Origin of the sequence: Cryobacterium psychrophilum (assembly GCF_004365915.1) — a bacterium.
Lineage (GTDB): Bacteria > Actinomycetota > Actinomycetes > Actinomycetales > Microbacteriaceae > Cryobacterium > Cryobacterium psychrophilum.
Genome location: NZ_SODI01000001.1, coordinates 2,233,348 through 2,245,917, shown reverse-complemented (window position 1 = coordinate 2,245,917; position 12,570 = coordinate 2,233,348). Strand labels below are relative to the sequence as shown.

Annotated in this window: 12 protein-coding genes, 2 tRNA genes and 1 pseudogene; 7 read left to right on the top strand and 8 right to left on the bottom strand. The window is 66.5% G+C overall.

What is annotated here, in order from left to right; translation table 11 throughout:
- Positions 1-30: 30 nt before the first annotated feature.
- Together EDD25_RS10575 and EDD25_RS10570 are read left to right on the top strand one after the other, a co-directional pair.
- Positions 31-860: pseudogene (locus EDD25_RS10575) on the top strand (ABC transporter ATP-binding protein).
- Positions 857-1,669, top strand: a complete 813-nt coding sequence (locus EDD25_RS10570; RefSeq protein ID WP_134173238.1) for an ABC transporter permease — start codon at positions 857-859, stop codon at positions 1,667-1,669. Before EDD25_RS10575 ends, EDD25_RS10570 begins: the two are co-directional and overlap by 4 nt.
- A 355-nt stretch (positions 1,670-2,024) precedes the next feature.
- On the opposite strand, the gene EDD25_RS10565 is transcribed toward EDD25_RS10570, so the two are convergent.
- From EDD25_RS10565 to EDD25_RS10555, 3 genes are read right to left on the bottom strand one after another with little or no spacing between them, the layout of a single operon-like run.
- Complete coding sequence (locus tag EDD25_RS10565; RefSeq protein WP_134173237.1) at positions 2,025-3,161, bottom strand: UDP-N-acetylmuramate dehydrogenase; 1,137 nt, start codon at positions 3,159-3,161, stop codon at positions 2,025-2,027.
- A 43-nt stretch (positions 3,162-3,204) separates the two neighbouring features.
- Entirely contained in the window at positions 3,205-3,627 is a 423-nt protein-coding gene (locus EDD25_RS10560) for a MaoC family dehydratase (RefSeq protein ID WP_134173236.1), read from the bottom strand.
- Complete coding sequence (locus tag EDD25_RS10555; RefSeq protein ID WP_134173235.1) at positions 3,624-4,070, bottom strand: FAS1-like dehydratase domain-containing protein; 447 nt, start codon at positions 4,068-4,070, stop codon at positions 3,624-3,626. The genes EDD25_RS10560 and EDD25_RS10555 overlap by 4 nt, the downstream gene beginning before the upstream one ends.
- Before the next feature lie 69 nt (positions 4,071-4,139).
- On the opposite strand from EDD25_RS10555, the gene EDD25_RS10550 reads away from it, so the two are divergent.
- From EDD25_RS10550 to EDD25_RS10540, 3 genes are all read left to right on the top strand, one after another.
- Positions 4,140-4,640 carry a GNAT family N-acetyltransferase gene (locus tag EDD25_RS10550; RefSeq protein ID WP_198418856.1) on the top strand — a complete coding sequence of 167 codons (501 nt, stop codon included), beginning with the start codon at positions 4,140-4,142 and terminating at the stop codon, positions 4,638-4,640.
- 61 nt (positions 4,641-4,701) lie between these two features.
- A complete protein-coding gene (locus tag EDD25_RS10545; RefSeq protein ID WP_134173233.1) occupies positions 4,702-5,364 on the top strand; it encodes a HEAT repeat domain-containing protein in 663 nt (220 codons plus the stop codon).
- A 37-nt stretch (positions 5,365-5,401) separates the two neighbouring features.
- On the top strand, positions 5,402-6,166 hold the full coding sequence (locus tag EDD25_RS10540; RefSeq protein ID WP_134173232.1) for an SGNH/GDSL hydrolase family protein: 765 nt from the start codon (positions 5,402-5,404) through the stop codon (positions 6,164-6,166).
- 57 nt (positions 6,167-6,223) lie between these two features.
- On the opposite strand, the gene EDD25_RS10535 is transcribed toward EDD25_RS10540, so the two are convergent.
- Both EDD25_RS10535 and EDD25_RS17550 read right to left on the bottom strand, forming a co-directional pair.
- Positions 6,224-7,198: a PfkB family carbohydrate kinase gene (locus EDD25_RS10535; protein WP_241986368.1), complete on the bottom strand. Its 975-nt coding sequence runs from the start codon at positions 7,196-7,198 to the stop codon at positions 6,224-6,226.
- Positions 7,199-7,301: 103 nt separating this feature from the next.
- The gene (locus tag EDD25_RS17550; protein WP_166671271.1) at positions 7,302-7,463 is read right to left on the bottom strand and encodes a hypothetical protein; all 162 of its coding nucleotides are present in this window, start codon (positions 7,461-7,463) and stop codon (positions 7,302-7,304) included.
- Positions 7,464-7,756: 293 nt separating this feature from the next.
- Between EDD25_RS17550 and EDD25_RS10530 the strand changes: the two genes are divergently transcribed.
- Positions 7,757-10,450 (top strand): cation-translocating P-type ATPase, encoded by a 2,694-nt coding sequence (locus EDD25_RS10530; RefSeq protein WP_134173231.1) that lies wholly within the window; start codon positions 7,757-7,759, stop codon positions 10,448-10,450.
- A gap of 176 nt (positions 10,451-10,626) precedes the next feature.
- Here EDD25_RS10530 and EDD25_RS10525 read toward each other — a convergent pair.
- Positions 10,627-10,700, bottom strand: a tRNA-Met gene (locus tag EDD25_RS10525).
- 34 nt (positions 10,701-10,734) lie between these two features.
- A tRNA-Thr gene (locus tag EDD25_RS10520) sits at positions 10,735-10,806 on the bottom strand.
- 124 nt (positions 10,807-10,930) lie between these two features.
- On the opposite strand from EDD25_RS10520, the gene EDD25_RS10515 reads away from it, so the two are divergent.
- Positions 10,931-12,232, top strand: coding sequence for a glycosyltransferase (locus EDD25_RS10515; protein WP_166671270.1), 1,302 nt, complete (start codon positions 10,931-10,933; stop codon positions 12,230-12,232).
- An 8-nt stretch (positions 12,233-12,240) separates the two neighbouring features.
- On the opposite strand, the gene EDD25_RS17545 is transcribed toward EDD25_RS10515, so the two are convergent.
- Positions 12,241-12,390 carry a hypothetical protein gene (locus EDD25_RS17545; RefSeq protein ID WP_166671269.1) on the bottom strand — a complete coding sequence of 50 codons (150 nt, stop codon included), beginning with the start codon at positions 12,388-12,390 and terminating at the stop codon, positions 12,241-12,243.
- Between the last annotated feature and the right edge of the window lie 180 nt (positions 12,391-12,570).

Genomic DNA, 12,570 nt, shown 5'->3' with positions numbered 1-12,570 from the left:
AGCGTCGCCGAATGGGGGCATTCTGTAGACATGGCATCCACGTATCCGGTGGTTGGTGTTCGGAACCTGCGTAAGTCGTACGGCACGGTTGCGGCCGTCGACGGGGTCAGCTTCGACATCGCCGCCGGGGAGACCTTCGCCCTGCTGGGGCCGAACGGTGCCGGCAAGAGCACCACCATCGAGATCCTCGAGGGCTACCGCGACCGCAGCGGGGGGCGAGGTGAGCGTGCTCGGCGTCGACCCGCACCCCAGAAACGTCGACGAGGTGATCGACGCGGCCGGCCTGCGCGAGAAGGCGAGAACTCGCATCAGCAAACTCTCCGGCGGCCAGCGTCGGCGAGTGGATGTGGCGCTGGGCATCATCGGACGCCCCGAACTTCTCTTTCTTGACGAACCGACCCCGGGGTTCGATCCCGAGGCCAGGCACCAGTTCTGGGCCCTCATCCGTGGGCTCAAGTCTGAGGGCACCACGATCCTGCTGACCACGCACTACCTCGACGAGGCCGCGCAGCTCGGCGATCGGGCCGGAATCATTGCCGGCGGCGAGCTCATCGACATCGGCACCATCGACCAGATTGGCGGGGCGCAGGCCAGAATTCCCCTCGTGCGCTGGCGAGACGCCTCCGGAGCGACGCGGCAGGAGCGCACCGCCGAACCCGCGCGCGTGGTGGCCACGCCTCGTGGAAAGCCTGGGCGGCGCGGAACCCCAGGATCTTGAGGTCATCCGCCCAAGCCTCGAGGACGTCTACCTCGCGCTCGTGCGCGATCACGACGCCCAGACCGACACGGCGCGCAGCAGGGCGGCGCTCGGCGACGGCGACGCGGCATCCACCCCACCGGCGAAGGAGGAGACCGCATGAACGTTCTCGCTCTCGGCCTGTCGCGAATCGGCTACGAGACGCGGGTGTATTTTCGTTCGCCCGACACCCTGTTCTTCACGTTCTTGTTCCCGTTCATCATGCTGGGCATCTTGACCGCGGCGTTCAGCGCGGCGGGTAACTTCGGGACAAACCCTGACGGGACCGGCGGCGTGAGCGCTGGCGCGTATTTTCTGCCCGGCATGCTCGCGGCCGGGATGCTGCTCTCCGGCGTGCAAAACCTCGCCGTGGACATTGCGGGCGAAAAGAGCGATGGAACCCTCAAGCGGCTCGGCGGCACACCGCTCTCGCCGATAAGCTACTTCGTCGGGAAGATCGGACAGGTTTTCGTGACCGGCGTCCTGCAGGCAGGACTGCTGCTGCTCGTGGCGCGGTTCGTACTCGCGATCTCACTGCCGACCGAGTCCGAGAAATGGCTCACCTTCGCGTGGGTGTTCATTGTCGGCATGATCACCTCGGCGTTTCTCGGCATAGCGCTCTCAGCCGTTCCCCGTTCCGGCAAGAGCGCCACGGCCGTCGTCATTCCGATTGTGCTCGTGCTGCAGTTCATCTCGGGCGTCTATCTGCAATTCACCAACCTGCCGGAGTGGATGCAGCACCTCGCGAGCGTGTTCCCGCTCAAGTGGATGGCCCAGGGTATGCGCGCCGTCTTTCTCCCCGAGGACTTCGCGGCCGCCGAGCAGACCGGCACGTGGAACCTGGTGGGCGTGGCCCTGGCCCTCGGTCTCTGGCTCGTGGTGGGTCTCGTGCTCAGCCGCGTGACGTTCCGCTGGATCCGCAAGGACACGTAGTTACCGCCGGCTGAGAGGCCACAGGTTGAATTTGGGCCTGCTCCTCGTTGGCGGCATCGCCTGGCTCATCGTCTCTCTGGTGCGCCGCGATCGCGAGGCCGACCTCGCCATCCCTCCGTCCCGTTTCGGCTCCGGCTTCGGCTCCGGCTCCGCGGGAATCGGTAGAGGGGCGGGTTCGGCACCTGCTTCTTCTCCCGCGGCTTCCTGTGTCGGCACACCTGAAACGAACGCCCCTGCTCGGCGGGGTGATCGTCCTCGGTCTCGGCCTCGGCCTCATTGCCGCCGGGATCGCGGCCCCCGCCCGTCGCGCAGGCTAACCGGGCCGCCGGGTGACGCGTCCCTGCGCCACGGTGACCTACAGTTCGAGTCCCACCAGAACGGGCTCAGGCTGCAGGTTCACGCCGAATTCGGCCTGCACCCGGCCGAGCACGTAGCGCGCCAGCTCGGCGATGTCCGCGGCGGATGCCCCGCCCGTGTTGGTGAGCGCGAGCGTGTGTTTGCTCGACACGGCGGCCCGGGAGCCGGGCAGGTGAAAGCCCTTGCGCACCCCCGAATTCTCGATCAGCCACGCGGCGCTGAGCTTGACGGGACGCGGGTCTCTGACCCCCGGCATCGGCCCGACACCGGCGTACTCGTCAAGCGGAATGATCCGGTCGGGCAGCTCAGGTTCCAGCACCCACCGGGGAGCCGTCGCCGGCAGCGTGCGAGCGAACTGCTCGGTCACGATCGGGTTCGTGAAGAACGAGCCGGCGCTCGCGGTGTCTGGGTCGTTCGGGTCAAGCACCATGCCCTTGGCCGCGCGCAGCCCGAGCACCGTGTCCCGCACGGTCGCAAGCGGCACACGGTCGCCCGGTTGCACGCCGAGGGCAACGGCCAGCTGCGCGTACGCCACCGGCTGGCTGAGCGCCGACCCCAGAACGTAGGCCTCGGCGCGGGTATCCCGCAGCCCCAGCTCGATTGCCACCACGATTCCGCGCAGTCCCTGCTTGAGCGCGGACGTGCGGTAGCCGAGTTCCAGCTCCGCGGCATCCATGCGGCGCACCTCTCCCGTCTCGTAGTCGAGAAAATCCACGGCCAGGAGGCTGTCGGAGAGCTCCTGCCCGTAGGCGCCAATGTTCTGCACCGGGGCCGCGCCGCTCGATCCGGGGATTCCGGAGAGCGCCTCGATGCCGGCCCAACCCTGCTCCACGGTGTGGGCGACGAGGTCGTCCCACGGCTCCCCGGCCTGCACGCGCAGCCGCACGAGCCCGTCGCCCGCATCCGCGAGAACCTCGATGCCGCGGGTGAGCACGCGAATGACGATCCCGTCAAAGCCCTCGTCGCTCACCACCGTGTTCGAGCCGCCTCCGAGCAGCATCCACTCTTCATCGATTCCCCACACGACCAGTGCCTCGTTGATGAGCGCCTGCTCGGTCGCGGGCGCCACCATGGCGCTCGGCGGGCCGCCCACGCGCATGGTGGTGAGCTCGGAGAAGGCAAGGGGCTCGATCATCGAAGATTCCAGACGTTGTGACACGGGTTCGGGCAGGTAGACGCTAGGCGAAACTGACGCGGGCCTGTGCCTTACCAAGCACGGTCTGGTCGTTGAACGTCACGGTGAGGTCGATGCGCGCGATGCGGGCATCCGCGTCGAGGGCACCAACCTTGGCCGCCACCGTCACTTCGGCGCCCGTCAGCGGGTCGACGAACACCGGGCGCGTGAAGCGCACCTGGTAGTCGACCACCCGGGCCGGGTCGCCAGCCCAGTCGACGACGGGCTGCACTGCGAAGCCCATGGTGAGCATCCCGTGCGCGAGAACGCCGGAGAGCCCCACCGACACGGCGACATCGTCACGGTAGTGAATGGGATTGAAGTCACCGGATGCCCCGGCGTACCGAACGAGGGAATCGCGCGTCAACGAGAAACTCGCGGTGGCCACGACGTCGCCGACGCTCAGTGAAGCGAAATCGGGGTTCATTCGTCTCCCCTGACGACGAGGGTCGAGGTTGCGGTGACCACGTGGTCGCCCGCCGCATCGACGATGGTGGACACGGCCGTCACCATGGCGTGACCGCCGAGGGACTTGATGCTCGTGATAGACAGCGTGGCGGTGAGCTCGTCGCCGGCCACGATGGGTCGCGTGTAGCTGAATCGCTGGTCGCCGTGCACGACACGACTGAAGTCAATGCCCGCGTCGGGTTCGGCGAGCAGCTGGGCGAGAGTTGCCTCCTGCACGACCACGGCGAACGTGGGCGGCGCCACGACATCGGCGTGGCCGGCCGCGCGGGCCGCCAGCGGGTCGTGGTTGATGGGATGGGTCGCGAACACGGCGCGGGAGAACTCGCGCACCTTTTCACGGCCAACGAGATACGGCGCGACGGGCGGAAAGACACGCCCCTGCAGGTCTGGGTTTACTGACACGCCTACGAGTTTAGGTGCGCCCGGACCACGACCAGCTGATTCCCGGGCTGATCGTGCACACTGGTATACGTGCAATTTAGCTTGGTTCGTTTCTCATCCCCCGAAGTAGCCCCTCTCCTGGCGGGTCTCCGCCTCGAATACAACTCGCGTTACGGTGCGGGCGCCGGTGACTCGACCGAAGATGTTCCGGCCGAAGAATTCGAGGCGCCGAACGGTGGGTTTCTCGTGCTGCTCGACGGCGAGCACACCGTCGCCGGCGGCGGCATCCACCGTTTTGACGCCGAGACCGCCGAGATCAAGCGCATGTGGACCAACCCCGACTACCGCCGCCAGGGCCACGCAAGGAGCATTCTCCGTGCCCTCGAAGCCCTCGCCGGGCGCCTCGGTTTTGCCCGCGTGCGCCTCGAGACGGGATACGCCCAGCCCGAGGCCCTCGCCCTGTATCGCAGCCTCGGCTACCGGGACATCGGGAATTACGGCATCTTTGAGAACGCCTCGGGGTTCGAACGCACCTTGTCGGAACCGGAGGCGGCAGTTGTAACGGATGCCGCGGCATCCGTTACCGCCTGAATCTTCCCTGAACCCCGCCAATATTCGTTGTTGGCGCCCTCAGTTGGTACCGTTAATACAAATGCGCAAGAATTCGTCTTCAGAACCCGTCGTTCCCATCGATCTCCCCATTGCCGACCGCATCGCTGCGGCGGTCAAGCGGTACGGAGAGCCTGCGGTCATCGACCGTTCCATTGCCCTGCTCAAGGGCGACAACGCGGGTGAAGACTTCTTGCTGTACGTGGGCGGCGAGCATGCCCAGGGCATCCTGGATGGCGCTCCCTCACTGTACTGGCCGGAGCTGTGGGGCGCTCGCGCTCTCATGTATGTGTGGAGCGAGTCGGCCAACGAAACCGTCATTGGCGGTCTTGACAACCAGTCCTGGCGCGTCCGCGAAATGTGCGCCAAGGTGATTCTGCTGCGCAAGCTGCACGCCCTCAAGCGACTCACTCGCCTCACCACCGACGAGACCCCCCGCGTACGCGCCGCCGCCGTGCAGGCCCTGGCCGCGCTCGGCACCGTGGAGCACCACTCGTGGATCGTGGCGCGTCTGCGCGACCCCGACAAGGAGGTGCGCCGCGCGGCCCAGCAGTCCCGCGATGCGCTCACCGCGCGTCTCGGCCTGCCGACCGCACCCGACTCGCACACGCCTGCCGCCGAGGCAGAGAGCGTCGAGGCCGCAGTGGACGCTGCTGACGTCGAGGCCAACATCGCCGACGCCGCCGAGGAACCCGACGCCACCTAACGCGGCGCAGCGTGCGCCCTTCGCACGCTACGTCGCCATGGGAGACAGCTTCACAGAGGGCGTTGGCGACGAGCTCCCCTCTGGAGAGCTGCGCGGGTGGGCCGACCTGGTCGCGCTCGGGCTCGCCGTGGCATCCGCTGCGCCCGTCGAGTACGCGAACCTCGCCATTCGCGGCAAGCTGCTGCGCCCGATCGTCGACGGCCAGCTGGATCCGGCGCTCGCGCTCGGCCCCGACCTGTTGAGCATCTGCGGTGGCGGCAACGACGTGATGCGCCCCCGGGTGGAGATCCCGGCCGTGGTCGACCTTCTCGAGAGTGTAGTCGACCAGGCGCTGGAGCGCGGCGCGCACGTTCTGATGCTCACCGGCGGCAACCCCACGCGGCACCTGCCGCTCGGCTCCCTCATTCAGCGCCGCGGCGACAGGCTCGCCGATGCGGCCCGGGAGCGGTTCACCCGCCCGGGTGTCACGTACGTGGACAACTGGGTCGATCCCGAGCTCGCGCTGCTGCGGTACTGGTCGTCCGATCATCTGCACCTCAATGCGCGCGGGCACGCGCGGGTCGCCTCCAACGCGCTCACTGCCCTCGGCTTGCCTGTCCCCGGTGAGTTCGTGGAGGGCGCGTCTGGGCCCACTGCGGCGACCCGGGTGCGCACGCCCGCCTACTACCGGGAACACGTGCTGCCGTGGATCGGCCGCCGCCTCACCGGACGCTCCTCCGGAGACGGTCGCAGCGCCAAGCGCCCCGCCCTCGTTCCCGCGCAGCCCCCCACCTCTCCGCCACGGCCCGACGCCGGCCGGTAAACACCGCAACCCGAGCGGGAGAGCGTGAACGGCGCGCGTCGAGGCACACCGAGCGGGCTACGGGCGGCGGAGCAGCGCGCCCTCATGGCGGCAGGTTGCAGCCGCCGTGCGCATGGCATCGGCCAGCAGCTCCTGCCAGGCACCAGCATCCTCGGGAACTCCACGGGTGACGATGGTGGCAACGGATGCCGCGAGCGTTGCGTCGCCCGCGCCCATCGTGTCGATCACGGCGCCCGGAAGCTCGGCAATGGGCTCGCTCACCTTCCTGCCGTCCCGCTGGGCGATCAGGGCGCCGTTGCGCCCCGCCGTCGCGAGGACCGTACTGGTTCCACCGTCAAGGAGGCGCACGGTGAGGTCGGCGAGCGACGTGTCGTAGAGCATCTCGGCGTCTTCGTCCCCCACCTTCGTGAGCAGGCTGCGCGCGGCAAGCGCTTCAAAGTTGCGCACGAAGCGGGGGCCGTCGTGGAGCATGCCGGCGCGAGGATTCGGGTCGATCACGAGCCGATGCTCCGGGTCGGCGACGCTCGCCGCGAGCGCTTCGGTCTGCACGGTGTCGTCGAACGGAAAACAGCTGACCACAATGAGTGCCGCGGCGGCGAGTGCCGCGCGTTCCGCCAGCCCGAACTCGATGCGGCGCGCTTTCGCCGCGTCGTTGAAGTAGTAACGGGGCTCACCGTCGGCGCGGTCGGACACCGCTCGCGACGAGCCCCGCGGAGCCGGCGTCGCCAGAAGCTCCACGTTGTGGTCCGCGAGGAAGGAGCGAATGACCGCGCCATCCGCATCGTCACCGAGCATCGCGATCAGGGTGGTGGGAACCCCGAGCACCGCGAGGCCCACCGCCACGTTGAGTGCGGCACCGCCGGGGAACTGCCGCGTCGTCTCTGAGCCGCGGAGTTCATCGATGAGTGCGTCGCCGACAACAACAACCCGGGCGGGGGCACTTGTTGACGCGGTGTGGGTCTGGTCAAGCATGGTGTCTGTTCTCTCCCGTGCCGAGAGCCGGGACCCGGTCGACACGATGTAAGCGCTCATGGCTTGCAGAATAAACGCGGAGACGGCCCCACGTCGACCCATCTTCGCACGCTCGGACGCGGTGGGGCGGCTCGGCTTCCCGGCCGCCCCACCGCGATCACGGCTATTTGCGGCGCCCCGAAATAGCCCGGAACAGGAAGGCGATAACAGCGACAGCCACGAGGAAGAGTCCCACGTAGAGCAGGAACTGCAGGGATTGCACGAAGCCTCCCGTAATGAGCAGGAGGACAGCCACGATGATGACGATGATCAACAGGAGATTCACGAAAAAGACCTTTCCTTAGCATGGGGGATTCCGCGTTGAATGAGCATAACGCTCCGGGCGGGGTCTGGGCGGTACGGCGCGCAAGCCTATTTGTCTCGGCGCTCACGCGGCGACGGCGGGCAGCGGATGCCACGAAGCCACGGCATCCGCCGCCTGGGGCGCTCCATCAGTGCAGGAGATCCGTACTAACCTCAGCCTTATCGTGATCGTGATCAGCAGCTCATCCGGTCGATCAGGCCCAAACCGGGAAGAATGACCTTGAGATACAACGGAGAAGAATCGAGACTGGGATTGTGAAATCTCGAACCGCACCATCCGGCCCGGCGGCGACGCCCCCGTTGTGGCACAGTCTCGCCTCGGACGCGGTCTTCGCGACGCTGTCCTCTTCCCCGGCCGGGTTAAGCGACACCGAGGCCGCACGCCGGCTGGCGGATGTCGGCGCAAATGAGTTTGCCGTCACCCCGGTCACACCCTGGTGGCGGGTGTTGCTGCGCCAGTTCATCAGCCCACTGATTGCCATCCTGTTGGTCGCCGCGATTGTCAGTCTCCTCCAGGAGCACTACGTCGACTCAGTGGCCATCATGCTGATCCTCGCAATCAATGCCGCCCTGGGCTTCGTGCAGGAAAGCAAAGCGGAGCGGGATGTGCGCGCCCTGCAGTCGTTCTCCGCGCCCTACTGTCGGGTCGTGCGCGACGGCACGGAACGGGTGCTTCCCGGACGCGACCTCGTCCCCGGTGACGTCGTCCTGTTGGAGAGCGGTGAACGAGTTCCCGCCGATCTTCGCCTCTTCGCCAGCAACGCACTTCAGGTGGACGAATCGATGCTCACCGGCGAATCTTTCGCGGCGACCAAGCACACCGATCCGCTTGCCGAGAATGTCGTCGACGCGGACAAAACCAATGTTGCGTTCAGCGGCACGTTCGTGGGCAGCGGTCGAGGACGAGGGGTCGTTATCGCCACGGGTGCCGACACCGCTCTGGGTGAAATCAACACACTCATCCAGGTCCCGTCCACACAAACACCGCTCCAGCTTCTGACCCGCTCCCTGGAGCGGCGCATTGGTGCGGCTGTACTCGGCGCCCTGGTGTTCATCTTCATCGCGGGCATCGGTCTCGGCCATGACGCGGCAACACTGTTCCGCACGGCCGTTGCGTTGGCCGTCGCCACGATCCCCGAGTCCCTGCCCATCGTTCTGACCGTGGCCCTCAGCGTCGGCGTCTCCCGCATGGCGAAACGTAACGCGATCATCCGCATCCTGCCCGCCGTTGAAACCCTCGGATCAACCAATGTGATCGGCTCGGACAAGACCGGGACCCTGACGGAGAACCAACTAACCGTGGAGAGGGTCTGGACCACGGCCGGCCTGCTCAATATCGTCTCCGATGATGACGACGGCGGAACGAAAGACCCGACGCTGGTCCGCGCGGTCCTCCGAGCAGGTGCCCTGACCAACGAAGCCACCCTCTCGGCGGAGGAAGGAAACGACGAGTACTCCGGCGACGCCGTCGACGCCGCCATGGCCAAGGTCGCCGTGGACCGGGGCTCCATCACTGTTCGCGAACGCACCGCCCCGGCGGTGGCACACCAACCCTATGAACCGCAGCTACGGTACTCACAGACAATCCACGCAGACGAACACGGACGCCGGATCCTCTACGTCAAAGGCTCCCCGGAGGCCATCCTGGCCGCTTCCGCGGCCGTGGCCCAGGAGGGGGGCGACGGACCCCTCGACGAATCCCTGATCCACGCGGCCAATGTGGAGATGGGGGCGGAGGGCCTGCGGGTCATTGCCACCGGCTCGCGCGTCGTTGGAGATGACGAGCGATTGGTCCTACCGTTGCCGCCGCCGTCCGGACTCACCTTCCTGGGGCTGGAGGGCATGACCGACCCGCCGCGGGACGGCGTGGCCGAGGCCATCCGGCGATGCCAGCAGGCCGGAATCACGGTCAAGATGATCACCGGTGATCACCCGGTGACCGCGACGGCCATCGCCGAGCGGTTGGGTCTGGCGTCTGGAAAACAGGCACTGACCGGGGCCGAAATGACGGGCCTGGACGACCATATGCTGTCTGCGCGTCTGGCGGAAACCAACGTGGCGGCCCGGGTGTCCCCCGAGGACAAGCTCCGGATCGTCAGGGTCCTGCAAAGCACCGGTCAGATCGTGGCCGTCACGGGTGACGGTGTCAACGATGCCCCGGCGCTGAAGGCAGCGGCGATCGGAGTGGCCATGGGCCGGTCGGGGACCGACGTCGCCCGCGAGGCCGCGGACCTGGTGCTGACCGACGACAACTTCGTCACCATCGTGCATGCCGTCGAAGAAGGCAGGGTCACCTTCGCCGCCATCCGAAAAACCACCTTCTTCCTGCTCTCCACCGGCGCTGCCGCCCTCGTGGCCGTCACCCTCAGCGTGTTCGCCGGAACTCCACTGTTGTTCCTTCCGGTGCAGATGCTGTGGATGAACGTGGTGACCAACGGCGTCCAGGACATCGCTCTGGCTTTCGAACCGGCGGAAGGAGACGAACTCACCCGCCCTCCTCGGCCTCGTTCCGAGGGACTCCTCTCCCGCACGCTCTGGTTCCGGGCGGGGATCACGGGAGCGTGGATGGCGCTGGCCGTGCTCCTGAGCTTCATCGTGGAGCTGCACGCAGGCAGCTCGGAGGTGCACGCGCGCACCGTAGCGCTGACCATTTTCGTGATGCTCAGCTTCTTTCAGGTGTTCAGTGCCCGCGCGGAGCACAAGTCACTCTTCCAGCTCCGGCTTCTCGCCAACAAACCGTTGCTCTACACGTCCCTGGGTGCTCTCCTGGCCCACTGGGCAGTGATGACCTGGCCCGTCTCTGCCCAGCTGCTCGGGCTCACTCCCCTAACCGCGTGGGAGTGGCTGCTGTGCATCGGGGTCGGTTCAACCGTGCTGATCATCGTCGAGGCAGAGAAGGCGGTTCGCCGCTGGTCGCGCCGGCACCACCCCGACACGGACGAAACCTGATGGCTTAAAGCAGGAGCGCCAGTAAACTCGGAAAAAATCGAGACACGCCCCGTATCCCGACTGAAGTGACGGCGTGTCGCGAAAAGTTCCGAGGTTACGCTCCGCTGCCCAAGCGCGCGGGCGGCGTCTGCGGGCAAGGAAAAGGCCCGGAAGTCTGAGACGTTCCGGGCCGTTTGTAGCGGGAGCGGGAATTGAACCCGCGACACCACGATTATGAGCCGTGTGCTCTAACCAACTGAGCTACCCCGCCACGGGCTTGTCTGCGGCTAGCGCTTACAAGCCTGAGCCCCCTGTGGGAATCGGACCCACTACCTCTTCCTTACCAAGGAAGTGCTCTACCAATGAGCTAAGGGGGCGGAGCTTCCAACTTCGAAGCAGCGCCGCATTTTGGCAACCTGATCAGATTATCACCTGTTTGGGCCTCGCGGTGACACCCGGGATACGATGAACAGCATTGGCACGGAATCAGGGGGGAACCGCGTGGCTCGAATTCTTATTGGCACGCTGCCCACAACCGGTCATGTGAGACAGGCCTCGGCTCTTGCGCGCGCCCTCAGCGCAGCCGGGCACGAGGTGGCGTGGTACACCGGATCGGCCTTCGTCGACCTCGTTCGCGATTCCGGCGCCACCTTTCATTCCATGTCGACCGCGATCGACCTGGACGACGATGTCGTTCAGCAGATGCACATCACGTCGGCCAGAAAGCCTGGGTTCGCCTCGATGAAATGGGCTCTTCTGAACCTCTTCATTGCTCCGATTCCGGAATGGTTCGCCGAGATGGATGAGATCGCGAAGAACTTTCAACCACACATCATCGTCGTGGAGCACACCTTCATGGCCGGACTCTTCCTGGCCGAGAAGCGGGGGCTTCCGAGCGTGGCCTTCTCCTCGACTCCGCTCAACATGCCCAGCACCGACACCGCACCCTTCGGCGCCGGTCTGCCCCCTGGCCGTTCCACGGTCGGGCGGGCTCGCAATCGTATTTTGAACGCATCCGTTACCCGGTGGGTCTTGGGTGAGCCGCAGGCGGCAGCGAACGCCGTGCGTCGAACGCTGAGCCTGCCGGAGCTCTCAAGCTCTTTCATGAATTGGGGCGTGGAGCTGTCGACGCGCTTTCTTGCCGCGACCATTCCGGATTTTGAATACCCACGGTCAGATCTCTCGTCGCGCGTTGAGTTCACCGGTGCTCTGATTCCGCCGGAACCGGTCGACTGGCACCCCCCGGCCTGGTGGGGAGACATCGCTGCCGCCCGCGACGATGGTCGCCCGGTCGTTGTCGTGACCCAGGGCGCGACCGCTCGCGAACCACGCAGACTCCTACTGCCGGCCGTAGCGGCGCTGGCCACGCAAAACGTGCTCGTGATCGGCACGACCGGCGGCCCCGATCCCGAGCGCGTGTTCCCCGCCTCCCAACGCCCGGATAACTTCCGACTGGCACGTTTCCTGCCTTTCGAACGCCTCCTGCCCTCTGCCGACCTCCTGGTGACCAACGGGGGCTACGGCGGAGTGCAGCATGCGCTCTCCCTCGGGATTCCCCTCGTCGTTGCCGGAAACAGCGAAGACAAGATGGAGGTCAACGCCCGCGTGGCGTGGAGCGGAGCCGGTATTTCCCTCGGCCGTCGAGACCCGAGCGCCGACCAGATCGGCCGCGCGGTGGAGTCCGTTCTGACCAACCCACAGTATTGGTACCGGGCGCGCGAACTCCAGAACGCCTACGCCCGCCTCCCCGGCACGAAACTCGCCGTTGACGCCATCGTCTCCGCCGTCACCGACGGCAAATAGCCAGGCTTCTACGGACATGGAGCCCCACCGCTCAAGGCCGCGGAACCGTTGCTGACGAAGTTGCCGAACCAGTCGCGCGCCACAATCGTCATGTCGGGCCTGTGCCGGGTAACCTCGGCGATCAACCACTCCTGGCGTTTGGCGACGTCTTTCTGCACGAGCGTGACTTTTACCCCGGATTCCTTCGTGAATTCTGCGGCCGCATCCTCGAGCCGGCCACGCGGTCGGCGTCGCCCCCAGACCGTGAGTGCACTTCAGCCGGTGTCCGTCCTCTCCTCAGCTCCTCCGGTCGAGCAGCCGATGAGGGCGAGTGATGCCGCCACGGCCACGGCTCCGAA